This window comes from Micromonospora sp. DT44, assembly GCF_049841635.1.
Lineage (GTDB): Bacteria > Actinomycetota > Actinomycetes > Mycobacteriales > Micromonosporaceae > Micromonospora.
Map to the genome: position 1 here is coordinate 1 of NZ_JBNCKS010000077.1, position 24177 is coordinate 24177.

Sequence of the window (24177 nt, forward strand, 5' to 3'; positions counted from 1 at the left end):
CGCGACTACTCCACGCAGCCTGTCAATCCCCCCTGAACAGCCCAAACAGGATGAGACAAGCTCCAGGATGTAGTGGCATCGACGTGTCCGCGAAACCACTACATCCTGGATGCAGCGCGATCTTGCGAGCGCCGCCGCCGTCGAGGCGGTACTGGGCCAGCCGCCAACGTCGAGGCAGCGCCGCATCGGCGCCCTCGCCCAGCATCCGCGCACCTCCAGGGCCGTCGGCGCCTCGCCTCGCCACGCGGCACGGCGCGGCACGGCGCGGCACGGCACGGCGCGGCACGGCGCGGCACGGCACGGCGCGGCACGGCGCGGCACGGCACGGCGCGGCACGGCACGGCACGGCACGGCACGGCACGGCACGGCGCGGCACGGCACGGCGCGGCACGGCACGGCGCGGCACGGCACGGCGCGGCAACCCCGCCGCGCATCTCGAAGGGACACGCCGGGACGGCGCCCTACCCGGACGAGGTCAGGCGGGGCGGGTCAGGTGGGTGGCGATCGCGGTGGCCAGGCGGTCGGGGGCGTTCTCGGCGTACCCGAGGAAGAGCGACGGCTCGGTGAGCTCCAACTCGACCAGGACCGGGTCGCCGGCCGGGCCGGTAATCAGGTCCACGCGAGCGTAGAGCAGCTGCCGGGTGCCGCCGGGGACCGCGGCGAGGGTTCGGTCCGCGACCGCCAACTGCTCGACCCCGGCGGTACGGGCGGTGATCTCCTCGGCCTTGTACAGCTCGTCCGGACCGAGGTCGGGGCCGGTCAACATCGGGCCCTTGCGGATGGCGTGGCTGAACGCGAGGCCGTCCGGGCCGGCCAGGAAGAGCAGCGCGGTCTCGCCCTCGGTGTCGACGGCGCTCAGGTACGGCTGGACCATCGTCGTCCGGCCGGCGGCCGAGAGGCGACGTACGTGCGCCTCGGCCAGGGCCCGGTGCTCCGGGTCGGCCAGGTCGTAGCGGCCGGTGTCCTGGCTGCCCGCGCTGACCGCCGGCTTGATCACGTACTCCCCGGTGTCGGCGGGTGGCGACCAGTTCCCGCCCGGCTCGACCCAGGAGGTCGGGACGGTGGGTACGCCGGCGGCGCTCAGCTCGCCGAGGTAGCGCTTGTCGGTGTTCCACCGCACCACGTCGGCGGGGTTGACCAGGGTGGGCACGGTGGCAGCCCAGGCGACGAACTCGTCGCGGCGCAGCGCGTAGTCCCACGGCGAGCGGAGCACGACCAGGTCGTACGCGGACCAGTCGACGTCCGGGTCGTCCCAGACCGCCGCTTCGGCGGTGATCCCCCGCGCGGCGAGCGGGTCGAGGACGAGGCGGTCGTCGGAGTCGAGGTCGACGAGGCGGGAGCAGGTAACGAGAGCGACCCGGGGTTTCCCCCGGGTCGACTGGTGGTGGTGGGTCAATTCAGCTATCTATCTCAGCGGGCCATCGTGCGCCGGGCCATCGACCGCCAGAGGTCGTTGCTCGGTCGCATCTGGTCCATCAGTTCACGCTCCCAGGCGTTCTCGACGGTGACTCCCGCCTTGGCGCACGCTTCCCGGGCCGTGACGGTGTCCTCGGCGAACTGGTCGCCCCACTCACCGTCGCCACCCACGAGGACGATCCGTGCGCCGCGCTTACCGACGTACTCGATGACGGCCTTCGCGCCGCCGTGCCCGGCGGCGAACGACTTGAGACCCGCGACCAGACCCTGCGGGGCCTGCTCGCCGGACGTCTGCTCGGCCGTCAGCGTCGTATCGGAACCATCTGCCATGACGCGAAGCCTAAGCAGAGTTCCACTCGCGCGGGCGAGAACCATGAAGCTTTTGTGATGCCAATTACCTACGGGTTTAACGAAGAGCACAGACTCTTTGTCCGCTTAAATCCTGACTTTCCCGCCTCAACTTCCGGAGCAAACCAGACTGCAACTCCCGCAGGTTGAGCCGATCCGACTCATGCCGAAAGTTACTCTGATGTGACGTTAAAGCGGGACAACTCATCCATGACGGTGACTGTTCACCGGATTGGCGGCGAAAACCAAGGGCCGCGCGCGGGGCGGCGTCAGATCAGCGCGTCGAGCGCGACGGCCACGAACACGATCGTCAGGTACGTCGTGGACCAGTGGAACAGCCGCATCGGCTTGACCGCTTCGCCGCGCGTCGCCCGCCGGCAGAGCTTGTGCGCCTCAAGGATGAAGATGGCGCCCACCACCAGGGTCGGCACGCCGTAGATTGCGCTGAGCCCCAGCGGCCAGACAGCCAGGGAGGTGAGCACCGTGAGCCAGGCGAAGATCAGGATCTCGGCGTTCACCCGACGGGTCGAGGCCACCACGGGCAGCATCGGGATGCCGGCGCGGGCGTAGTCGTCCTTGTACTTCATGGCGAGCGGGTAGAAGTGCGGCATCTGCCAGAAGAACACCACCGCGAACAGCGCCCAGGCCGCCGGAGCGAGCCCACCGGTGACCGCCGCCCAGCCGATGAGCACCGGCGCCGCGCCGCAGGCCCCACCCCAGAACGTGTTCGTCGGGGTGGAGCGCTTGAGCCACATGGTGTAGACGACGTCGTAGTAGACGATCGCGGCGAGCGTCAGCCCGGCGGCGAGCAGGTTGGTGAACGCCGCCATCAGGACGAGCGAGACCGCCCCCAGCACCAGACCGAAGACCAGCGCGTTACGGGGCGACACGGTGTGCGCCGGCAGCGGACGCCGCTTGGTCCGCCGCATCAACTGGTCGATGTCGCGGTCGATGTAGCAGTTGAGGACGCTGGCCGCCCCCGCCGCGAGCGAGCCACCGACGAGCACGACGGCCATCAGCCACAGCGACGGCAGGCCGCCCTCGGCGAGCATCATCGCCGGGATGGTGGTGACCAACAGCAGTTCGACGATGCGCGGCTTCGTCAGCGCCACGTACGACGACACGATCGCGCGCACGTCCCGCCGCGCCACCGGACCCTCGGCCGCCCGTGCCGGGGGCTGCCCGGCGGGGTTGCTCGCGGGGCGCTCGGTGATCATGCTCACGGATTGCCACCTTCCGGCATCGGCACGGGGAGATCGGATCGGCGGGGCCCGCTCGGGCACCGCGCACCGACCCACACACTACGCGTCGTCGTTTTGGCTGCCCGGCCGACCCGACAACGGTGCGGGCCGTCACACCACCGGGTTGAACGACCTGGGCCGCCGTCACGTACCGCACACCATGCGAGATCCCCGGGCGGACGTTTAGTCACGCTCGATAGGGTCACCAGTGAGGGTTCCGCCCATCTGCCGAGGAGCACAACCATCGTGGCTGCCAAACGACCCGAGCACTCCGAACTCAACTGGTCCGACCTCGATCGCCGGGCCGTCGACACCGTCCGCGTGCTGGCCATGGATGCCGTGGAGAAATCCGGCAACGGCCACCCGGGCACCGCGATGAGCCTCGCGCCCGCGGCCTATATTCTCTTCAACCGGGTCATGCGGCACAACCCGGCCGACCCGAACTGGCCCGGCCGGGACCGGTTCGTGCTCTCCGCCGGCCACTCCAGCCTGACGCTCTACATCCAGCTCTTCCTGTCCGGCTACCCGCTGAGCCTGGACGACCTGAAGTCGCTGCGCCAGTGGGGCTCGATGACCCCGGGCCACCCGGAGCACGGCCACACGCCGGGCGTCGAGACCACCACCGGCCCGCTCGGGCAGGGTCTGGGCAACGCCGTCGGCATGGCCATGGCGGCCCGCCGCGAGCGTGGCCTGTTCGACCCGGAGGCCGAGCCGGGCGCGTCGGTCTTCGACCACAACATCTGGTGCATCGCCTCCGATGGCGACATCGAGGAGGGCATCAGCCACGAGGCCAGCGCTCTCGCCGGGCACCAGCAGCTGGGCAGCCTCACGCTGATCTACGACGACAACGAGATCTCGATCGAGGACGACACCCGCATCGCCAAGAGCGAGGACGTGGCGGCCCGCTACGAGGCGTACGGCTGGCACGTGCAGACCGTCGACTGGCGCAGCGGCGACGCCGACCAGGGCGACTACCACGAGAACGTCGAGGCGCTGTACGACGCGCTGGTGGCCGCCAAGGCGGAGACCACCCGCCCCTCGTTCATCGCGCTGCGCACCATCATCGGATGGCCCGCGCCCAACAAGCAGAACACCGGCAAGATCCACGGCTCCGCGCTCGGCGCCGACGAGGTGAAGGCCACCAAGCAGATCCTCGGCTTCGACCCGGAGCAGACCTTCCAGGTCGACGAGGAGGTGCTGGGCCACGCCCGCACCGTGATGGGTCGCGGCTCGGACGCCGAGCAGGAGTGGACCACGTCGTTCGACGCCTGGAAGAAGGCCAACCCCGAGCGCACCGCCCTCTACGAGCGGCTCGCCGGCCGGGTGCTGCCCGACGGCTGGACCGACGCGCTGCCGGTCTTCCCCGCCGACGCCAAGGGTGTGGCTACCCGGGCCGCGTCCGGCAAGGTGCTGGAGGCGCTCGCGCCGGTGCTGCCGGAGCTGTGGGGTGGCTCGGCCGACCTGGCCGAGAGCAACAACACCACCATGAAGGGCGAGCCGTCGTTCATCCCGGCTTCGCACGCCACCAAGGACTTCCCGGGCCACGAGTACGGTCGCACGCTGCACTTCGGCATCCGTGAGCACGCCATGGGCGCGATCCTGAACGGCATCGCCCTGCACGGCGGCACCCGCCCGTACGGCGGCACGTTCCTGGTGTTCAGCGACTACATGCGCCCCGCGGTGCGGCTGGCCGCGCTGATGAAGCTGCCCGTGACGTACGTCTGGACGCACGACTCGATCGGTCTGGGCGAGGACGGCCCGACCCACCAGCCGGTGGAGCACCTGACCGCGCTGCGCGCGATCCCGGGCCTGGACGTGGTCCGCCCGGCGGACGGCAACGAGACGGTGTGGGCCTGGCGGCAGGCGCTGGAGCACACCGACCGGCCGACCGCCATGGCGCTGAGCCGCCAGGCCCTGCCGACCCTGGACCGGGAGGTCTTGGGCGATGTGTCTGGCGTGGCCAAGGGCGGTTACGTGCTGGCCGAGGCCTCCAACGGCAAGCCCCAGGTGATCATCGTGGGTACCGGCTCCGAGGTGCAGCTCTGCCTGACCGCCCGAGAGCGGTTGGAGGCCGACGGCACCCCGACCCGGGTGGTCTCGATGCCCTGCCAGGAGTGGTTCTACGAGCAGGATGAGGCGTACCGGGAGTCGGTGCTCCCGCGTGGGGTAAAGGCACGGGTGAGCGTGGAGGCGGGCATCGCGATGTCCTGGCGCGGGATCGTCGGCGACTTCGGCGAGAGCGTCAGCATCGAGCACTACGGCGCGAGCGCCCCGTACACCGTGCTCTTCGAGCAGTTCGGGTTCACCCCCGACCGGATCGTGGCGGCGGCGCACGCCTCGCTGGCCCGGGTGGGCGACATCACCGGTTTCACGACCGGCAACTGAGGGAGCGTGGACGGCATGACCGACAAGCTGAATGAGCTCACCGCCGCGGGTGTGGCGGTCTGGCTCGACGATCTCTCCCGGGTGCGTCTGAGCTCCGGCGGGCTGGACCAGCTCCGCCGCGAGAAGCACGTGGCCGGGGTCACCACCAACCCGACGATCTTCGCAAAGGCGCTCAGCGACGCCGACGAGTACAACTGGCAGCTTCGCGACCTGGCCATCCGTGGCGTGGACGTCGAAGAGGCCGTACGGATGCTCACCACGTACGACGTACGGTGGGCGTGCGACGTGATGCGCCCGTCGTACGACGGCAGCGCCGGCGTGGACGGCCGGGTCTCGATCGAGGTGGACCCGCGCAGCGCGCACGACTCGGACAAGACGGTCGCCGAGGCCAAGGCGCTGTGGTGGCTCGTCGACCGGCCCAACCTCTTCATCAAGATCCCGGCCACCGAGGAGGGCCTGTCGGCGATCGCCGACACGCTCGCCGAGGGGATCAGCGTCAACGTGACGCTGATCTTCGGTCTGGACCGCTACTCGGCGGTGATGGAGGCGTTCCTGGCCGGTCTGGAGCGGGCCAAGGCCAACGGTCACGACCTGTCCACCATCGGCTCGGTCGCGTCGTTCTTCGTCTCCCGGGTGGATTCCGAGGTCGACAAGCGGCTGGAGAAGATCGGCTCGGACGAGGCCAAGGCGCTGCGCGGCAAGGCCGCCGTGGCCAATGCGCAGCTCGCGTACGAGCGGTACAGCGAGGTCTTCTCCTCGGACCGCTGGAAGGCGCTCGAGGCCGCCGGCGCGCACCCGCAGCGGCCGCTGTGGGCCTCCACCTCGACGAAGAACCCGGACTACCGGGACGTCATCTACGTCGAGGAGCTGATCGCCCCCGGAACGGTCAACACCATGCCGGAGTCGGTCATCCACGCGTACGCCGATCACGGCGAGACCCGCGGCGACACCGTCACCGGGTCCTACGACGCGGCCCGGAAGGTCTTCGCGGACCTGGAGTCGGTCGGGGTGGACATGGCCGACGTGATCGCGACCCTGGAGCGCGAGGGCGTCGAGAAGTTCGAGGCGAGCTGGCAGGAGCTGCTCGACGGCGTCAGCAAGTCGCTGAAGGCCGCGGCAAAGGGCCAGGGTGCGCCGAACAAGGCCGCCGAGGGCAACGCCAAGGCCGCCGAGAAGGCCGGTGGCGCGTGAGCGACCGGATCAGTACTCAGCGAAGTGGAGTGGCGGCATGAGTGACCTTCTTGCCGGTCCGGCGGAAGCCGCCGCCGGGCTCGCCGTCTACGGCGCGGACACGGTCGACAAGTCCGCCCCCGCCTCGACCCGGGAGGCGCTGGTCAAGGCCGGCGTCCCCGGGCGGCTGGCCGCCAAGGACACGACCCTGTGGGGTTCGGACGCCGAGGCCGAGGCAAAGATCCGGCTCGGTTGGGTGGACACCCACCAGCGCAGCCGGGAGCTGCTGGCGCAACTCGCCGAGTTGAAGGCGGAGCTGGCCGACCTGGACCACGTCGTGCTCGCCGGCATGGGTGGCTCGTCACTCGCCCCCGAGGTCATCACGCGGACCCTGGGCCGGCCGTTGACGGTGCTGGACACCACCGACCCGGGCCAGGTCCGGGCGGCCCTCGGTGACCGGCTGGAACGCACCGTGGTGGTGGTCGCCAGCAAGTCCGGCTCGACGGTGGAGACCAACAGCCACCGCCGCGCGTACTGGCAGGCGTTCCTGGACGCCGGGATGACCGAGGCGGAGGCCGGCCGGCACTTCGTCATCGTCACCGACCCGGGCTCGCCGCTGGAGGCGACCGCGACCGAGATGGGCGCGTTCACCGTGCTCGCCGACCCGAACGTGGGCGGCCGGTACTCGGCGCTGACCGCGTTCGGGCTGGTGCCGTCCGCGCTGGCCGGCGTCGACGTGTCGGAGCTGATCGACCAGGCCGACGCGTTGGCCCAGTCGCTCGCCGCCGACAGCGACAACCCGGCGCTGGCGCTGGGCGCCGCGCTGGGCGCCGCCGCCACGCTGGCCCGCGACAAGGTCGCCCTGGTGTCCGACGGCACCGGCATCGACGGTCTGGGCGACTGGGCCGAGCAGCTCATCGCCGAGTCGACCGGCAAGGCCGGCGTGGGCATCCTGCCGGTGGTGGTGGAGTCACCGCAGAGCCCCGGCGCGACCGGCCCCGACGTGCTGACCGTCAGCTACGGCGGCGCGCTGTCCGCCGGTGACGTGCCCGGCGGCGGCGCCGACCCGGACGTGGCCGTCAACGGCCCGCTCGGCGCGCAGTTCCTGGCCTGGGAGTACGCCACCGCGGTGGCCGGCGTGGTGCTCGGCATCGACCCGTTCAACCAGCCGAACGTCACCGAGTCCAAGGAGAACACCAACAAGATCCTGGCCTCGGGGCTGCCGACGGAAGAGCCGTCGTTCACCGAGGGCGCGATCGAGGTGTACGCGCCGCAGGGCGCTCCGGGTGACCTGGCCGGGGTGCTGCGGTGGCTGCTCGACGGGCTGGGCGACGACGGTTACCTCGCGGTGATGGCGTACCTCGACCGGTTCGCCGACGCCGACACGGCCGGGTTGCGGCCGCTGCTGGCCGACGCGTCCGGCCGGCCGGTCACCTTCGGCTGGGGGCCGCGGTTCCTGCACTCCACCGGCCAGTACCACAAGGGCGGCCCGCAGGTGGGCAGCTACCTCCAGGTGACCGGCGCGGTCGCGGACGACCTCGACGTGCCGGGCAAGCCGTACACCTTCGGCGAGTTGCAGGCGGCGCAGGCCGCCGGCGACCGGCAGGCCCTCGCCGGCCGGGAGCGGCCGGTGCTGCGACTCCACCTGACCGACCGGGCCGCCGGGGTCGCCCAACTGCTCGACGCGGCCGGTCAGCTGCGCACGTGAGGATGGACGACGTGACCGAAGGCGTGAACCCGCTACGCGACCCGCAGGACCGCCGGTTGCCCCGGATCCCCGAGCCGTGCGCTCTGGTGATCTTCGGGGTGACCGGCGACCTGGCCCGCAAGAAGCTGCTGCCCGCGGTCTACGACCTGGCGAACCGAGGGCTGCTGCCGCCCGGTTTCGTGGTGCTCGGCTTCGCGCGCCGCGACTGGGGCGACGGTGACTTCGAGACCCTGGCCTGCGAGGCGGCCAAGAAGCACGCCCGTACGCCGTGGCGGGACGAGGTCTGGGCGCGGCTGGCCGGCAACATCAAGTTCGTGGGCGGCTCGTTCGACGACGACGCCGCCTTCGACCAGCTCGCCTCGACCTTGGACGACCTGCGCCAGACCCACGGCATCGCGGGCAACGCGGCGTTCTACTTCTCCATCCCCCCGGCCGCCTTCCCCGTCGTGCTCAAGCAGTTGGCCCGCACCGGGATGGCCGACAACGACAAGTCCGGCGGTTGGCGGCGGGTCGTGGTGGAGAAGCCGTTCGGCAACGACCTGCCGTCGGCGAAGGCGCTCAACGACCTGGTCGACGACGTGTTCACCCGGCAGGACGTCTTCCGGATCGACCACTACCTGGGCAAGGAGACCGTCCAGAACATCCTGGCCCTGCGGTTCGCCAACAACCTGTTCGAGCCGCTGTGGAACTCCAAGTACGTCGACTCGGTGCAGATCACCATGGCCGAGGACGTCGGCATCGGCACCCGGGCCGGCTTCTACGACACCGTGGGCACTGCCCGCGACGTCCTGCAGAACCACCTGCTCCAACTCCTGGCCCTGGTGGCGATGGAGGAGCCGACCAGCTTCGACGCCGACGAGATCCGGGCCGAGAAGCTGAAGGTGCTCAAGGCGATCACCCTGCCCAGGGACGTGGCCCGGGACACCGTCCGGGGCCAGTACCTGCCCGGCTGGGTGGGCGGCGAGCGCGCGGTCGGCTACCGGGAGGAGCAGGACGTACCCGCCGACTCCACCACGGAGACGTACGTGGCGGTGCGCCTCGGCATCCAGAACCGGCGCTGGGCCGAGGTGCCGTTCTACATCCGGGCCGGCAAGCGACTCCCCCGGCGGGTCACCGAGGTCGCCATCATGTTCAAGAAGGCGCCGCACCTGCCGTTCAACGACGCCGACATGGAGTCGCTGGGCAACAACCAGTTGGTCATCCGGGTGCAGCCGGACGAGGGCGTGGTGCTCAAGTTCGGCTCGAAGGTACCGGGCACCACCATGGAGGTCCGCGACATCGCCATGGACTTCCAGTACGGCGAGGCGTTCACCGAGTCCAGCCCGGAGGCGTACGAGCGGCTCGTCCTGGACGTGCTGATCGGGGACCGCACCCTGTTCCCGGACGCCGCCGAGGTCGAGCAGAGCTGGCAGGTCATCGACCCGCTGGAGCACGCCTGGGTGGGCACCACCCCGGAGCCGTACCGGGCCGGCGAGTGGGGTCCACGGGCGGCTGACGAGATGCTGGCCCGTGAGGGCCGCGCTTGGAGAAGAGCATGATCGGGCTGTGGGACACCACCGGCAACGAGGTGGTCAAGGCGCTGGCCGCCGAACGGCGCAGCGCCGGTGGTGTGGCCAGCGGCATGGCGCTCACCCTCATCGTGGTGGTGGACGAGAAGCGCGTGCGCGAGGCGGAGGCGGCGGCGACCATCGCCGCCGCCGCCCACCCGTGCCGGCTGGTGGTCGTGGTCCGCTCCGACATCGAGCGGGAGCGGAACCGGCTGGACGCGGAGATCGTGGTCGGCGGTCGTCTCGGCCCGTGCGAGGCGGTGGTCACCCGGATGTACGGGCGGCTCGCCCTGCACGCCGAGTCGGTGGTCATGCCACTGCTGGTGCCGGACGTGCCGGTGGTGACCTGGTGGCACGGTGAGCCGCCCGCGGAGATCGCCACCGACTTCCTCGGTGTGGTCGCCGACCGGCGGATCACCGACTCCGCGCAGGCCGCCGACCCGGTGGAGGCGCTGCGCCAGCGGGCCCGGGACTACGCCCCGGGCGACACCGACCTGGCGTGGACCCGGATCACCCCGTGGCGGACCCTGGTCGCCGGGGCGTTCGACACCACCAACGAGCAGGTCACCGAGGCGACCGTTGTCGCGCCACCCCGCGACCCGACGGCGGCCCTGATGGTCGGTTGGCTGTCCAGCCGGCTCGGCATCACCCCACGCCGGGTGGACACCGACGAGTTCCCCCGCATGCGCGAGGTGCAGTTGACCTGCGCGAACGGCGACAAGCTGACGCTGACCCGCGAGGACAGCCTGGCGGTGTTCCGGCGGACCGGTCAGGAGGATCGGGCGCTGCCGCTGGTCCGTCGGCCGCTCGGCGACGAGCTGGCCGAGGAGCTGCGCCGCCTCGACGCCGACCAGGTGTACGCGGAGGCGTTGGGCGCGACCGCCGGCCTGCGCGGTCTGGAGCAGCGCCCGCCGCAGCGGGTGCACGTCTGGAAGGATCCGGCCACGGCCCAGCGCGCCGAGGCCGGGGTCACCGCGCACACCGGCACGAGCGGCGAGAGCTGAACAGTACGACACCGGCGGGGCCGGGACGCGACGTCCCGGCCCCGCACCGCCACCTCCGGACGCTCGACGTCCGGGTACGACGCGACAGCGACCGCCCAGCGGTCCGGAAACGAAGGCCCAACCCATGAGTGAGGCGAGTGTCGCCGTCCACGCCGACGCCGATCTGCTGGCGCAGGCCGTGGCGGCCCGACTGCTGGTGAAGGTGCTCGACGCCCAGGCCGACCGGGGCGAGGCCGCGGTGGTCCTCACCGGTGGTCGGGTCGCCGCCGCCGTCTACCGGGCGGTGGCGCAGCTGCCGGCCCGCGACGCGGTCGACTGGTCCCGGGTCGACGTGTGGTGGGGCGACGAGCGGTTCCTGCCGTCCGGTGACCCGGAGCGCAACGAGACCCAGGCCCGGGCCGCCCTGCTGGACTCGGTGCCGCTGGACCCGGCCCGGGTGCACGCCATGCCGGCCTCCGACGGCCCGGCCGGCAACGACCCCGAGGCGGCCGCCGCCGCGTACGCCGAGGAGCTGGCCCGCGCCGCCCGGCCGGGGCACGCCGCGCTGCCGCACTTCGACGTGCTGATGCTCGGTGTGGGCGAGGACGGGCACGTCGCCTCGGTCTTCCCGGAGCACCCGGTGCACCACGACACGCGGCCGGTCAGCGCGGTGCGGGGCAGCCCAAAGCCGCCGCCGGTGCGGACCACCCTCACCCTGGGGGCGATCAACACGGCCGAGGAGGTCTGGCTCGTGGCCGCCGGCGCCGACAAGGCACGCGCGGTGGGCATGGCTCTGGCCGGCGCCGGGCCGGTGCAGCTCCCGGCCGCCGGGGTGCACGGCGTGGACCGTACCCGCTGGTTGCTGGACCGCGCGGCCGCCGCGGACGTGCCGGCCCGCCTGCGCAGCCTGCGCTAGAGCGACTCACGCCGCAGCCTGCGCTGGAGCGACTCACCCCGGCAGCCTGCGCTGGAGCGCGACGAAAGGGCCCCTCGCGCGGCGGTTTCAAGGGGTCGTCGCAACACGATGGCTAGTCGGTGACGGCTAGGAGCTTAGCGAGGCGCTCGGCTGGGGTATCCCAGCCGAGCGTTTTGCGTGGTCGGCCGTTGAGTTCGGCGGCGACGGCGGCGAGGTGATCCGGTTGGTGGACGGCTAGGTCGGTGCCCTTAGGGAAGTACTGGCGCAGCAGGCCGTTGGTGTTCTCGTTGGAGCCGCGTTGCCAGGGTGAGTGTGGGTCGCAGAAGTAGACCGGCATGTCCGTGGTGATGCTGAATTGGTGGTGCATTGCCATCTCGATGCCTTGATCCCAGGTCAGGGACCGTTTCAGGTGCTGCGGCAGGGTGTTCATGGCAGCGATCAGGCCGTCGCGGACCCGGTCGGCGGTGCGGCCGGCGCCCAGGTGCACCAGTAGGACGTAGCGGGTGGAGCGTTCGACGAGGGTGCCGACCGCGGACTTGTTGTCCTTGCCGATGATCAGGTCGCCTTCCCAGTGTCCGGGCACGGCACGGTCGTCGGCCTCGGCGGGTCGTTGACTGATCATCACCATGGGATGGGTGAAGCGGGGCTGGCGTTGTCCAGGCTGGCGGCGGGGGCGGCGGACTGCTCTGCCGGTGCGTAGCGCGGCGGTCAGCTCGCGGCGCAGCTCACCGCGTCCTTGGACGTAGAGGGCCTGGTAGATCGTCTCGTGCGACACGTGCAGCTCGTTCCGCTCGGGAAAGTCACGGCGCAGCCGACGGCTGATCTGCTCCGGGCTGTGCCTGGATTCCAGCATGGCCTGGACGTGTTCCCGTAGCGCCGGGTGTGCCGCGATCTTGCCGATCTTCGGGCGAGGCCGCCTGCTGTCGGCGCGTTGCTGGGCCGCGTAGGGCCGGTAGTCACCGCTGTCCGGATGCCGATTGCGGCGGATCTCCCGGCTGATCGTGCCCGGCGAACACCGCAGCTCAGCCGCGATCACCGCCTGCGACGCACCCTCGCGCAGCCGGTCAGCGATCACGATCCGCTCGTCCTGCGACAGATACCGGTCCGACACGGCCGAAGGCCGGGCAGCGGGACGAACAACTCCCTGCTGCCCGGCCTTCGGCCGGCTCACGCGGCCGTAGCGCCAGCGGTGACCAGTCTTGCGATTGATCCCGACCAACCGACACGCTTCACTCGTACTCACACCCCGCGCCACAAGATCCAAATATGCCTGACGCTCCGCGCCAAGCTTCTTCGGTCCCTGCGGCCGGCGACTCTCGCGGATCTCGAACACTGCAACCCCTGATCAGGTCAGGCGTTGCAACGACCCCTAGAACCCAAGCGCCACGCGGGGGGCCCTTTTCGTCTATTCGCCGCGTCGGCGGCGCAGCGCGGCGAGGGCCTCGGCCAGCAACGCCTCCCCCTCCTCGGCGGTACGCCGCTCCTTCACGTACGCCAGGTGGCTCTTGTAGGGCTCGGCGCGGACCCGTCCGGGCGGGTTCTCGGCGTCCAGGCCGGCGGGGAGCCCGCAGCGGGGGCAGTCCCACAGCGGCGGCGCCGTGGCGTCGGCCGCGATCCGGATGTCGGTCTGGTGGTCGTTGCGGCACCAGTAGGTGACGGCCTGTCGGGGGGCCGGCTGGTGCCGCTCGTCCGGGCGCATGGGCGCGGACCCGACGCGGGCGCCACGGATGACATTGCCACTGGGCACGGCTGCTCGCTCCTGTCGTCGGAGGGGACCCGCCGCCGTCTCCGATGGGCGGCGGGCGACGCGGTGGTGCAGCGGAGAAAAGACTGCGCGCGGCCCGTCGAGTGACGGACCGCGCGCAGATTGTACGACTTGGCGGGCTCGCTCAGGTGCCGCTGTTCATCTGGAGACGGAGCCAGAGACCCAGCCCGACGATTGCCGCGAACCAGACGACACCCACCAGAACGGTGTAACGATCCAGGTTCTTCTCCGCCACGGAGGAGCCGGCGAGGCTGGAGCTGACACCGCCGCCGAACATGCTCGACAACCCGCCGCCCTTACCGCGGTGCAGCAGGATGAGCAGGGTGAGCAGAATGCTCGTGATGACCAGCAACACGATCAACGTGTATGCGAACCAGATCGGCATGGCTGGGGGCAGTCCTCTCGTAGCGATCCTCGCCCGGACAGGTCGGGCACTCCGGCACCGGCCGGTGGACGGGCGGTGTCCAGAATAGCGAGCGATCAGCGAGCGATGTGCTCGGGGAACCGGCAGATCTGCGCGAATTCCTCCGCGTCGAGGCTCGCGCCGCCCACCAGGCCGCCGTCCACGTCCGGCTGCGCCATGATCGAGGCGACGTTCGACGCCTTGACCGAGCCGCCGTAGAGGACCCGGACGGCGTCGGCGGTCTCGGAGTCGAAGCGCTCCGCCAACCGCTGGCGGACCGCGCCGCAGACCTCCTGGGCGTCCTCCGGCGTGGCCGTCTTGCCGGTGCCGATCGCCCAGACGGGCTCGTACGCGATGACCACCTGGCGTACCTGCTCGGGCGTGAGCCCGGCAAGGCCCCCGTCGAGCTGGTCGGAGCAGTGCGCCACGTGGGTGCCCTGCTCGCGCACGTCCAGCCCCTCCCCCACGCAGAGGATAGGGGTCAGGCCGTGCGCGAGCGCCGCCTTCACCTTCGCGTTGACGACCGAGTCGTCCTCGTGGTGGTAGGCCCGCCGCTCGGAGTGCCCGACCACCACGTACGTGCAGCCGAGCTTGGCCAGCATCGGCCCGGAGATGTCACCGGTGTACGCGCCGGAGGCGTGCGGGGACAGGTCCTGCCCGCCGTAGCCGATCAGCAGCTTGTCGCCGTCGACCGCCGTCTGCACGGTGCGCAGGTCGGTGAACGGCGGCAGCACCACCGTCTCGACCTCGGTGAGCTGCTTCTCGGTGAGGCTCGCGGCCAGCTTCTGCACCAGCAGGTTGGCCTCGAGGTGGTTGAGGTTCATCTTCCAGTTGCCGGCCATCAGCGGCCGGCGGGTCGTGCTCGCCATGCTCAGTTCTCCAGGGCCGCGATGCCGGGGAGGGTCTTGCCCTCCAGGTACTCCAGGGAGGCGCCGCCACCGGTGGAGATGTGACCGAAGCTCGACTCGTCGAGCCCCAGGGCACGGACCGCCGCCGCCGAGTCACCGCCGCCGACGACGCTGAACGCGTCGGCCTTGGTGATCGCCTCGGCGATACCCCGGGTGCCGGCCGCGAAGGCGGCCATCTCGAACACGCCCATCGGCCCGTTCCAGAAGATCGTCTTCGCCTGGGACAGGGCGGCGGCGAAGCCGGCGACCGTCTCCGGGCCGATGTCCAGGCCGAGCCGGTGGCTCGGGATGCCGTCGACGCGGACCGTGTCGTGCGCGGCGTCCGGCGCGAACGCGTCCGCGACCACCACGTCGACCGGGAGGAGGATCTTGCCGTCGGCCCGCTCCAGCAGGTTGCGGCAGGTCTCGACCATGTCCTTCTCCAGCAGCGACGTGCCCACCTCCAGGCCCTGGGCCTTGAGGAAGGTGAAACACATACCGCCACCGATGAGCAGCCGGTCGACCGTCGGCAGCAGCGCCTCGATCACGGCCAGCTTGTCGGAGACCTTGGACCCGCCGAGCACCACCACGTACGGCCGCTCGGGCTCGCTGGTCAGCTTGGAGAGCACCTCGACCTCGCGCAGCACCAGCCGGCCCGCGACGTGCGGCAGCCGCGCCGGCACGTCGTACACGCTGGCGTGCTTGCGGTGCACGGCGCCGAACGCGTCGTCGACGTACGCGTCGCCGAACGCGGCGAGCTGGTCGGCGAACGCGCCCCGCTCGGCCTCGTCCTTGCTGGTCTCACCGGCGTTGAAGCGCAGGTTCTCCAGCAGGGCGACCTGGCCGTCGGCCAGGTCGGCGACAGTCGAGCGGGCGGAGTCGCCAACCGTGTCGGTGGCGAAGTGCACCGGCGCGCCCAGCAGCTCACCGAGCCGGTCGGCGACCGGGCTCAGGCTGAACTGCGGGTCGGGCGCGCCCTTCGGGCGGCCCAGGTGCGAGCAGACCACCACCTTCGCGCCGGCTTCGACCAGCGCGCCCAGGGTCGGCAGCACCGCGCGGATGCGCCCATCGTCGGTGATCGCGCCGGACTGCTTGTCGAGCGGGACGTTCAGGTCGGCGCGCACCAGCACGCGCCGACCCGACACCCCCTCGGCGAGCAGGTCGTCGAGGGTCCGGAGGGCACTCACAGAGCTAGCCTTCCGTTCGCGACTGCGGGGCTCGCAAGCTCACTCCTCGCGCTCACAGCGAGGTACCGACCAGCTTGACGAGGTCGACGAGGCGGTTCGAGTAGCCCCACTCGTTGTCGTACCAGCCGACGACCTTGACCTGGTTGCCGATGACCTTGGTCAGCGGCGCGTCGAAGATGCACGACGCCGGGTCGGTGACGATGTCGGAGGAGACGATCGGGTCCTCGTTGTAGACCAGGATGCCCTTGAGCGGGCCCTCCGCGGCGGCCTTCAGCGCGGCGTTGACCTCGTCCACGGTGGTCTCCCGGCCGACCTCGACGGTCAGGTCGGTGGCCGAGCCGGTCGGGATCGGCACCCGCAGCGCGTACCCGTCGAGCTTGCCCTTCAGCTCCGGCAGCACCAGGCCGATGGCCTTCGCGGCGCCGGTGGAGGTCGGGACGATGTTCAGCGCGGCGGCGCGCGCCCGACGCAGGTCCTTGTGCGGCGCGTCCTGCAGGTTCTGGTCCTGGGTGTACGCGTGGATCGTCGTCATCAGACCCTTGGTGATGCCGAACGTGTCCTGCAGGACCTTCGCCATCGGGGCGAGGCAGTTCGTCGTACACGAGGCGTTGGAGATGATGGTGTGCTTCGCCGGGTCGTAGGTGTCGTGGTTGACACCCATGACCACGGTGACGTCCTCGTTCTTCGCCGGAGCGGAGATGATGACCTTCTTGGCGCCGCCGTCGATGTGCGCCTTGGCCTTGGTGCCGTCGGTGAAGAAGCCCGTCGACTCGATGACGACGTCCGCGCCGACCTCGCCCCACGCCAGCGCCGCCGGGTCCTTCTCGGCGAACGCCTTGATGGTCTTGCCACCGACAGTGATCTCGTCGGCGGTGGCCTTCACCTCGTACGGCAGGCGACCCAGGATGCTGTCGTACTTGAGCAGGTGAGCGAGCGTGCCGTTGTCGGTCAGGTCGTTGACCGCCACGACCTCGATGTCGGCGTCGGACGCCAGCACTGCCCGGAAGAAGTTACGGCCGATTCGGCCAAAGCCGTTGATGCCAACCCGGATGGTCACAGGTCCCATCTCCTCGCGTTCTGGTCCGCCGGCTTGACTCAACGGGCCGGCGGGAATGGTGTGCGCCGACCGTTGGAGCCGGCCGTCGACGGTTCATCTCGGCCACCCCGCCGCGCGGTCTGAGGACCTGACCGCCCGAGGCGGTGGGCACGACGAGAAGTGCCGATGTCGGCCCCCTTGCCGTACTCAGCGACCCTATCCGAGCGTGCGGGAGCACGCCGCGCCGGGGCGTGCTCCCGGCGCACCGTACGGGCCCACCGTCCTATCAGACCACGAGCATGTCGGGCGTGACGGCTGCTTCCGTATCCGGGATGCCGAGGTCCCGGGCCCGCTTGTCGGCCAGCGCCAGCAGGCGGCGGATCCGCCCGGCGATGGCGTCCTTGGTCAGCGGCGGGTCGGCCAGCGCCCCCAGCTCCTCCAGCGACGCCTGCCGGTGCTCCAGACGCAGCCTTCCCGCGTCGGTGAGGTGGTTGGGCGCCTCGTCGGCCAGGATCTCCAGTGCCCGGGTGACCCGGGCGGCGGCGGCCACCGCGGCGCGCGCGGAGCGGCGCAGGTTCGCGTCGTCGAAGTTGGCCAGCCGGTTGGCGGTGGCCCGCACCTCCCGGCGTACCCGACGTTCCTCCCAGGCCAGCACGCTGGAGTGCGCGCCGATGCGGGTGAGCAGCGCGGCGATCGCGTCGCCGTCCTTGACGACCACCCGGTCCACCCCGCGTACCTCACGGTTCTTGGCCGTGATGCCGATCCGGCGGGCCGCGCCGACCAGCGCGAGCGCCGACTCCGGCCCGGGGCAGGTGATCTCCAACGCGCTGGAGCGGCCGGGCTCGGTGAGCGAGCCGTGCGCCATGAACGCGCCCCGCCACGCCGAGACCGCGCAGCAGACGTTCGCCGCCACCACGTGCGGGGGCAGCCCGCGCACCGGTCGGCCGCGCACGTCCAGCAGGCCGGTCTGCCGCGCGAGAGCCTCGCCGTCCTTGACCACCCGGACGATGAAGTGGCTGCCCTTGCGCAGCCCGCCGGAGGCGAGCACGTGGATCTCGCTCGGGTAGCCGTAGACCTCGGCGATCTCCCGGCGCAGCCGACGCGCCACCGCGCCGGTGTCCAGTTCCGCCTCCACCACCACCCGGCCGGAGACGATGTGCAGCCCTCCGGCGAAGCGCAGCAGCGCGGCCATCTCCGCCCGCCGACAGCAGGGCTTGGGCACGTCGACCCGACTCAGCTCGTCCTTGACCGCAGCCGTCATCGCCATTGTGCGTCCCCTCACGGACCTGTTCCGGCGTGTCGCCGGTGATTACGTACGTGTCTAACGATCGGCGCCCAGGACAGGCACCAGCGCGGCGCCCAGGGCAGCCGGATCATGGCGGGGAGTGCCGTCGGTGACGGCGACGGGGGCGAGGACCAAGCGGGCACCCAGCGATTCTGCCGCACGTTCGACCGGTTCCGGGTCACCCACCGCCTTGGCGTCCGCCAGCACGAGATCAACCTTCAGCTCGGGCAGGTACCAGTGCAGCGCCGCCAGATGATCGGCGACCGAGAGGCCGAGGGTCTCCTTCTCCGCGGCCAGGTTCAGCGTGACCAGGCGTCGGGCCGAGCTGGACACGATCGCGTCGGCCAACTGCGGCACCAGCAGGTGCGGCAGCACGCTCGTGTACCAGCTGCCCGGCCCGAAGATCAACCAGTCCGCCGCGCCGATAGCGGCCAGGGCCTCGGCGCAGGCCGCCGGGGCGGCCGGCGTGAGGCGCAGCGACTCGACCCGTCCGGTCGTGACCGCCACCTGGTGCTGACCGCGCACGGTCCGCACCTCGTCCGGGGCGTCCGGGTAGACCCCCCGCACCTGCGCCTCGATGTCGACCGGCTGGCGCGACATCGGCAGCACCCGCCCGACCGCGCCGAGCATCGCCCCGGCGTGCTCCAGCGCCGCCACCGGGTCGCCGAGCAGCTCCATGAGGCCGCTGAGCACCAGGTTGCCCACCGCGTGCCCGGCCAGGCCGTCCGCGCGGGCCGCGTCACCCGCCGCCGGGACCGCGTCTGTCGGCTTTCCGGCAACCGGGTCCGCGCCCACGCCGGGCGCGTCGCGCGCCGCCGGGGCCGCGTCGGTCCCGGCATGCCGGGGTACGCGGACAGCCTGCGCCACCGCGAAGCGGTGCTGGAAGAGCCCGGCGCTGCGTCGGGTGGCCGGATGGTCGCCGGCCAGCGCGACCAGGGCCTGACGCAGGTCACCCGGGGGCAGGCCACCCCGTTCGGCGCGCAGCCGGCCACTGGAACCGCCGTCGTCGCCGACCGTCACCACGGCGGTGATGTCCAGGTCGAGTTCGGGGGCGCAGTGCCGCAGCGCGCGCAGCGACGCCGACAGGCCGTGCCCGCCGCCGAACGCCACCACCCGGCGCGTCGTCATTCCCGCCCCAGGTCGCGGTGCTGGGCGTTCGCCGCCAGACCCGCCTGACGCAGCCGGCCGGCCAGCTCCTCGGCGATGGCCACGCTGCGGTGCTTGCCGCCGGTGCAACCCACGGCCACGGTCAGGTACCGCTTGCCCTCCCGCTCGAACCCCGTGGTGGTGGCGTTGACCAGGTCGGCGTACGAGGCGACGAAGGCGTCCGCGCCCTCCTGCCCCAGCACGTACGCGCTGACCGCCTCCTCCCGCCCGGTGTGCTCGCGCAGCTCCGGCACCCAGTACGGGTTGGGCAGGAACCGGGCGTCCAGCACGAAGTCGGCGTCCGGCGGCAGGCCGTACTTGAAGCCGAACGAGAGAACGGTCACCCGCAGCCGGCGGGCGTCCTCGCCGCCGAACAGCTCCTCGATACGCCGGCGGAGCTGGTTGACGTTCAGGTGGCTGGTGTCGATGATCACGTCGGCCTGGTCGCGGGCCTCCTCCAGCAGCCCGCGCTCGACGGCGATACCGTCGGCGAGCCGCCCGTCACCCTGCAACGGGTGCGAACGCCGAACACTCTCGAACCGACGGATCAGCACCTCGTCGTCGGCGTCGACGAACACCACCCGGGGCGAGAAGCCGCGCTCCTTCAGCTCCCGGATCGCCCCGGCCAGGTCGGTCGAGAAGGCGCGCGAGCGCACGTCCAGGACCATCGCCGTACGCCGGGCGGCCCCACCGGCCTTGAACGCCAGCTCGGCCATGTCGAGCATGAGCGCCTGCGGCAGGTTGTCCACGACGTAGTAGCCGACGTTCTCCAATGCTCGGGCGACGGTGCTGCGACCGCCACCGGACACCCCGGTGACCACCACCAGGGTGGTCTCCGACTCGGCCGTCGGCTGCCCGTCACCGACAGTGTGCGCCTCGCTCACCCGTACCCCCAAGACGTGGCGCCGCGGCCGCCGTCGGCCGCGATTGGTCAATCAGCGACTCTATCCCGCCGCTCGGGGTGGGCACGGGCACGCCCGCCGCCGCGCGCCGAGGGGGGTCGAAGGCATGGTGGCGCCGCATGCGGCGACGGAACGTTCAGGCGGGCGGGTCGCGCCGCAGGCCGGTCACGAACGACGACCAGGCATCCCGACCGAAGAGGAGCGCCGGCCCGTCCGGATCCTTGGAATCCCGCACCGCCAGCCCACCGGAGAGTACGGCCACCTCGACGCAGTTCGAATCGTTCGCGCCGCTACGGCTGCTCTTGTGCCAGGAAACCCGTGCCAGCTTCGCGGGGGTCATCGGCAGCGCTCCAAGGTGTCGGACTCAGTCCGGGACCTCGGCAGCGATCCGCGTAAGAAGGTCCGCAGACCGGTCAGGGTCGAGTGCCTTGGCCCGGAGGTGGTCGAACATGAGTCTATATCGGGCCACCTGCCGGTCCTCCTCCAGCAACAGCGTGCTGGAGTCGTTGCTGAGATACACGACGGCCGGGTCGAGCATCGGGTCGGCGTAGCCCAGCAGGGTGAAGGCTCCGGCCATCGCTGCGTGCGCCCCGGCCGAGAACGGCAGGACCTGGATCTCGACCGAGGGCATCGCGCACGCTTCGATCAGGCGAGTGAGCTGCGCACGCATCACCTTGGGGCCGCCCACCACCCGTCGAACCGCCGCCTCATCCAACACCGCCCACAATGACGGCGGCAGGTCACGCGACAGTAGGGCCTTGCGGGCGAGCCTCGCCGCCACAACTCGGTCGGTCTCGTCCTGGTCGGCGGTGCTGCGGCCCGCTCTGACGATGGCGCGGACGTACTCCTCCGTCTGCAACAGGCCGGGCACGTACAGACACTCGAACGCGCTGATGGAGGTCGCCTCCGCCTCGAAGCCGACGTAGTCGTCCGGCAGCACGTCGCCGTACGCGCTCCACCATCCCTTCTGGCGCGACTGCCGGAGCAACGCGGTCAGCGACTCCCGCTCGCCCTCGGAGGCGTCGTAGAGGTCGAGCAGCGGGGGCATGTCCTTGGGCATCACCCGCGAGTGTCCGAGTTCGAAGCGGATGACCTTGGTGCGGTGCCAGCCCAGGATCTTGGCGACCTCCTCGGCGGTGTGGCCGGTGCGGTCCCGCAGGCGGCGCAACTCGCGTCGTAGCCGGCGGGCCCTGATCGTCGGACTGGGCACCTGCGCCATCGCCACCATCACCTCCGCTGGGCTGGATCGATTCTTGTCCAAGCGCCACCACAAAACAAGCATCGACTCACAGAAATCACGACGTTGCATTTTTGGTTCGGCTGGTTCAGTCTCTTGGTGGGCGCCCGCTACGGAGAGGCAGGGAATCGTGACGGACAATCGATCGTCTCGCTGGGAGCGGGAGCCACGGCAACCCCGCGACGTCCAGGACGACCTGGCCGCTCTACTCGACCGGGCCGATGTGTCCGAGCGGGTCAGGGCCGCCATCGCGTTCGCGTTGGCGAAGCCGGAGGCCCTGTCGTCGTACCTCATCTCGCTGCGTCCGGCGGAGCGCGAGCGACCGGCGGGCCGACGCTGGACGCTGCACCTGTCCTACCTGGCGACCGACCTGATGGAGGCCCGCGACCAGGCCGTCGTCTACACGGAGGGGCTGACGACCCTGCGCCCCGAGGTGGCCGCCGGGGCCGCGCTGCTGTCCCGGGCCGACGCCTGGCACCACGTCGAGCCGGTGTTCTGCGGCCGGAGCGGCCCCGACAACGAAGTGTGCATGGACGTCACCGGACACCCCGGCTTCCACAGCGCGGCCGGCATTGGCGGTCTCTGCTGGGGCGACGGAGACGGCACGGCAGGGCGGTGACAGTCGCGGTGGGCGCGCCGGGCCGGCGTGCGGGCGGTGCTGTCGGTGACAACTCGTAGACTCCCCGGATGGCTTCCCCGACCGATCTGCGTACCGACGACGCGCTGGCGGCGCTGCGCCGGGTGTTCGGCTACGACGCCTTCCGCGGCTTTCAGCAGCAGGTCATCGACCATGTCGTCACCGGCGGCGACGCGCTGGTGCTGATGCCCACCGGTGGCGGCAAATCGCTGTGCTACCAGATCCCGGCCCTGGTCCGCGACGGCGTCGCGGTCGTCGTGTCGCCGCTGATCGCGCTCATGCAGGACCAGGTGGACGCGCTCACCGCGGTCGGCGTACGCGCCGGCTTCCTCAACTCGACGCAGACCCTCGACGCCCGCCGCCGGGTCGAGGCGGCCTTCGTGGCCGGCGAGCTGGACCTGCTCTACCTGGCGCCGGAGGCGCTCGGCGTCCGGTCCACCCTCGCCCTGCTGGACCGGGGGCGCATCTCCCTGTTCGCGATCGACGAGGCGCACTGCGTGTCGCAGTGGGGGCACGACTTCCGGCCCGACTACCTGGCCCTGTCGATGCTGCACGAGCGGTGGCCGCAGGTCCCCCGCATCGCGTTGACCGCCACCGCGACGAGCGCCACCCGCCGCGAGATCGCCAGCCGGCTGGGCCTCGACGACGCTCGGCACTTCGTGGCCAGCTTCGACCGGCCCAACATCCAGTACCGGATCGTGCCCAAGCGAGAGCCCCGCAAGCAACTGCTGGCCCTGCTGCGCGACGAGCACCCCGGCGACGCGGGCATCGTCTACTGCCTGTCCCGCGCCTCGGTCGACAAGACCGCCGAGTTTCTGACCGCCAACGGCATCGCCGCGCTGCCCTACCACGCCGGCCTCGACGCGGCGACCCGCGCCGCCAACCAGCACCGCTTCCTGCGTGAGGACGGGCTGGTCATGGTGGCCACCATCGCCTTCGGTATGGGCATCGACAAGCCCGATGTGCGCTTCGTGGCCCACCTCGACCTGCCCAAGTCGGTCGAGGGCTACTACCAGGAGACCGGCCGCGCCGGTCGCGACGGGCTGCCGTCCACCGCCTGGCTGGCGTACGGCCTGCAGGACGTGGTGCAGCAGCGCAAGATGATCGAGACGTCCGACGGCGACCTGGCCCATCGCCGCAACCTCGCCGCGCACCTGGACGCGATGCTCGCGCTCTGCGAGACGGTCCGGTGCCGCCGGGTGCAGCTACTCGAATACTTCGGCGAGAGCGAAACCTCGGCCTGCGGCAACTGCGACACCTGCCTCAACCCACCGGAGTCCTGGGACGGCACGGTCGCCGCCCAGAAGCTGCTGTCCACCGTGTTCCGCCTCGACCGCGAACGCAACCAGCGGTTCGGTGCCGGGCACTGCGTCGACATCCTGCTCGGCAAGCAGACCGACAAGATCAGCCAGTACGGCCACGACTCGCTGACCGTCTTCGGTATCGGCACGGAGTTGAGCGAGGCCGAGTGGCGGGGCGTGGTCCGGCAACTCCTCGCCGAAGGGCTGCTCGCCGTCGAGGGCGACTACGGCACCCTCGCGCTGACCGAGGCGAGCGCCGACGTGCTGGGCCGTCGCCGTACCGTCACCATGCGCCGCGAACCGGAGAAGCCGGCGTCGAGCCGCTCGTCGAAGCGGCGCGGTTCGTCCACCGTCGTGGTCGAGCTGACCCCGGCCGCCGCGTCCGTCTTCGAACGGCTGCGCGGCTGGCGAGCGGCCACCGCCAAGGAGCAGGGCGTTCCGGCGTACGTCATCTTCCACGACGCGACGCTGCGCCAGATCGCGAGCGACGAGCCCACCTCGCTGGCCGAACTGTCCCGCGTCAACGGCGTCGGCGAGAACAAACTCGCCAAGTACGGCGAGCAGATCCTGGCCGTCCTCGCCGAATGACCCCGGGCATGCCGAAAGGGCCGGACCCCCGTGGTGGGGTCCGGCCCTTGTCGTTGGTGGTCAGCTGGTGGCGTAGCCGCGGGTGGCGA

Annotated in this window: 23 protein-coding genes; 8 read left to right on the plus strand and 15 right to left on the minus strand. The window is 71.3% G+C overall.

Features of this window, described 5'->3' with window-relative positions:
• Window positions 1–22: 22 nt before the first annotated feature.
• The 4 genes from ACLQ25_RS29670 to ACLQ25_RS29685 all read right to left on the minus strand — a co-directional run bounded on the left by ACLQ25_RS29670 (window position 23) and on the right by ACLQ25_RS29685 (window position 2987).
• Complete coding sequence (locus tag ACLQ25_RS29670; protein WP_425734048.1) at window positions 23–205, minus strand: hypothetical protein; 183 nt, start codon at window positions 203–205, stop codon at window positions 23–25.
• A gap of 270 nt (window positions 206–475) precedes the next feature.
• Entirely contained in the window at window positions 476–1396 is a 921-nt protein-coding gene (locus ACLQ25_RS29675; protein WP_425734049.1) for an ATP-grasp domain-containing protein, read from the minus strand.
• A gap of 14 nt (window positions 1397–1410) precedes the next feature.
• Window positions 1411–1746, minus strand: a complete 336-nt coding sequence (locus ACLQ25_RS29680; protein ID WP_425734050.1) for a hypothetical protein — start codon at window positions 1744–1746, stop codon at window positions 1411–1413.
• Between the two features lie 287 nt (window positions 1747–2033).
• Window positions 2034–2987 carry a heme o synthase gene (locus ACLQ25_RS29685; protein WP_425734051.1) on the minus strand — a complete coding sequence of 318 codons (954 nt, stop codon included), beginning with the start codon at window positions 2985–2987 and terminating at the stop codon, window positions 2034–2036.
• Between the two features lie 264 nt (window positions 2988–3251).
• On the opposite strand from ACLQ25_RS29685, the gene tkt reads away from it, so the two are divergent.
• The 6 genes from tkt to pgl all read left to right on the plus strand — a co-directional run bounded on the left by tkt (window position 3252) and on the right by pgl (window position 11714).
• Entirely contained in the window at window positions 3252–5390 is a 2139-nt protein-coding gene (gene tkt, locus ACLQ25_RS29690; RefSeq protein WP_425734052.1) for a transketolase, read from the plus strand.
• A 15-nt stretch (window positions 5391–5405) separates the two neighbouring features.
• Window positions 5406–6581, plus strand: coding sequence for a transaldolase (tal, locus tag ACLQ25_RS29695; protein WP_425734053.1), 1176 nt, complete (start codon window positions 5406–5408; stop codon window positions 6579–6581).
• A gap of 37 nt (window positions 6582–6618) precedes the next feature.
• Window positions 6619–8268, plus strand: a complete 1650-nt coding sequence (locus tag ACLQ25_RS29700) for a glucose-6-phosphate isomerase (protein ID WP_425734054.1) — start codon at window positions 6619–6621, stop codon at window positions 8266–8268.
• 2 nt (window positions 8269–8270) lie between these two features.
• A complete protein-coding gene (zwf, locus tag ACLQ25_RS29705) occupies window positions 8271–9806 on the plus strand; it encodes a glucose-6-phosphate dehydrogenase (protein ID WP_425734063.1) in 1536 nt (511 codons plus the stop codon).
• The gene (locus tag ACLQ25_RS29710; RefSeq protein ID WP_425734055.1) at window positions 9803–10819 is read left to right on the plus strand and encodes a glucose-6-phosphate dehydrogenase assembly protein OpcA; all 1017 of its coding nucleotides are present in this window, start codon (window positions 9803–9805) and stop codon (window positions 10817–10819) included. The genes zwf and ACLQ25_RS29710 overlap by 4 nt, the downstream gene beginning before the upstream one ends.
• 124 nt (window positions 10820–10943) lie before the next feature.
• Entirely contained in the window at window positions 10944–11714 is a 771-nt protein-coding gene (pgl, locus tag ACLQ25_RS29715) for a 6-phosphogluconolactonase (RefSeq protein ID WP_357134284.1), read from the plus strand.
• A gap of 112 nt (window positions 11715–11826) precedes the next feature.
• Here pgl and ACLQ25_RS29720 read toward each other — a convergent pair whose 3' ends face one another.
• From ACLQ25_RS29720 to ACLQ25_RS29770, 11 genes are all read right to left on the minus strand, one after another.
• Window positions 11827–12957: an IS30 family transposase gene (locus ACLQ25_RS29720; RefSeq protein ID WP_425734064.1), complete on the minus strand. Its 1131-nt coding sequence runs from the start codon at window positions 12955–12957 to the stop codon at window positions 11827–11829.
• A gap of 162 nt (window positions 12958–13119) precedes the next feature.
• Complete coding sequence (locus tag ACLQ25_RS29725) at window positions 13120–13461, minus strand: RNA polymerase-binding protein RbpA (protein WP_357134282.1); 342 nt, start codon at window positions 13459–13461, stop codon at window positions 13120–13122.
• Between the two features lie 142 nt (window positions 13462–13603).
• Window positions 13604–13864: a preprotein translocase subunit SecG gene (gene secG / locus ACLQ25_RS29730; protein ID WP_357134280.1), complete on the minus strand. Its 261-nt coding sequence runs from the start codon at window positions 13862–13864 to the stop codon at window positions 13604–13606.
• A gap of 95 nt (window positions 13865–13959) precedes the next feature.
• Window positions 13960–14751 (minus strand): triose-phosphate isomerase, encoded by a 792-nt coding sequence (gene tpiA / locus ACLQ25_RS29735; RefSeq protein ID WP_425734056.1) that lies wholly within the window; start codon window positions 14749–14751, stop codon window positions 13960–13962.
• Between the two features lie 2 nt (window positions 14752–14753).
• A complete protein-coding gene (locus ACLQ25_RS29740) occupies window positions 14754–15956 on the minus strand; it encodes a phosphoglycerate kinase (protein WP_425734057.1) in 1203 nt (400 codons plus the stop codon).
• A gap of 52 nt (window positions 15957–16008) precedes the next feature.
• Window positions 16009–17013, minus strand: coding sequence for a type I glyceraldehyde-3-phosphate dehydrogenase (gene gap, locus ACLQ25_RS29745; RefSeq protein WP_357170846.1), 1005 nt, complete (start codon window positions 17011–17013; stop codon window positions 16009–16011).
• Window positions 17014–17278: 265 nt separating this feature from the next.
• The gene (gene whiA / locus ACLQ25_RS29750; protein WP_030337350.1) at window positions 17279–18259 is read right to left on the minus strand and encodes a DNA-binding protein WhiA; all 981 of its coding nucleotides are present in this window, start codon (window positions 18257–18259) and stop codon (window positions 17279–17281) included.
• A 54-nt stretch (window positions 18260–18313) separates the two neighbouring features.
• A complete protein-coding gene (locus ACLQ25_RS29755; protein ID WP_425734058.1) occupies window positions 18314–19405 on the minus strand; it encodes a gluconeogenesis factor YvcK family protein in 1092 nt (363 codons plus the stop codon).
• On the minus strand, window positions 19402–20307 hold the full coding sequence (gene rapZ / locus ACLQ25_RS29760; RefSeq protein WP_393225028.1) for an RNase adapter RapZ: 906 nt from the start codon (window positions 20305–20307) through the stop codon (window positions 19402–19404). Before rapZ ends, ACLQ25_RS29755 begins: the two co-directional genes overlap by 4 nt.
• Before the next feature lie 154 nt (window positions 20308–20461).
• Window positions 20462–20665 (minus strand): DUF397 domain-containing protein, encoded by a 204-nt coding sequence (locus ACLQ25_RS29765; RefSeq protein WP_425734059.1) that lies wholly within the window; start codon window positions 20663–20665, stop codon window positions 20462–20464.
• Window positions 20666–20689: 24 nt separating this feature from the next.
• Complete coding sequence (locus ACLQ25_RS29770) at window positions 20690–21544, minus strand: DUF5753 domain-containing protein (protein WP_425734060.1); 855 nt, start codon at window positions 21542–21544, stop codon at window positions 20690–20692.
• Window positions 21545–21692: 148 nt separating this feature from the next.
• On the opposite strand from ACLQ25_RS29770, the gene ACLQ25_RS29775 reads away from it, so the two are divergent.
• Complete coding sequence (locus tag ACLQ25_RS29775; RefSeq protein WP_425734061.1) at window positions 21693–22181, plus strand: hypothetical protein; 489 nt, start codon at window positions 21693–21695, stop codon at window positions 22179–22181.
• Between the two features lie 68 nt (window positions 22182–22249).
• On the plus strand, window positions 22250–24088 hold the full coding sequence (recQ, locus tag ACLQ25_RS29780; protein WP_425734062.1) for a DNA helicase RecQ: 1839 nt from the start codon (window positions 22250–22252) through the stop codon (window positions 24086–24088).
• Window positions 24089–24177 lie beyond the last annotated feature (89 nt).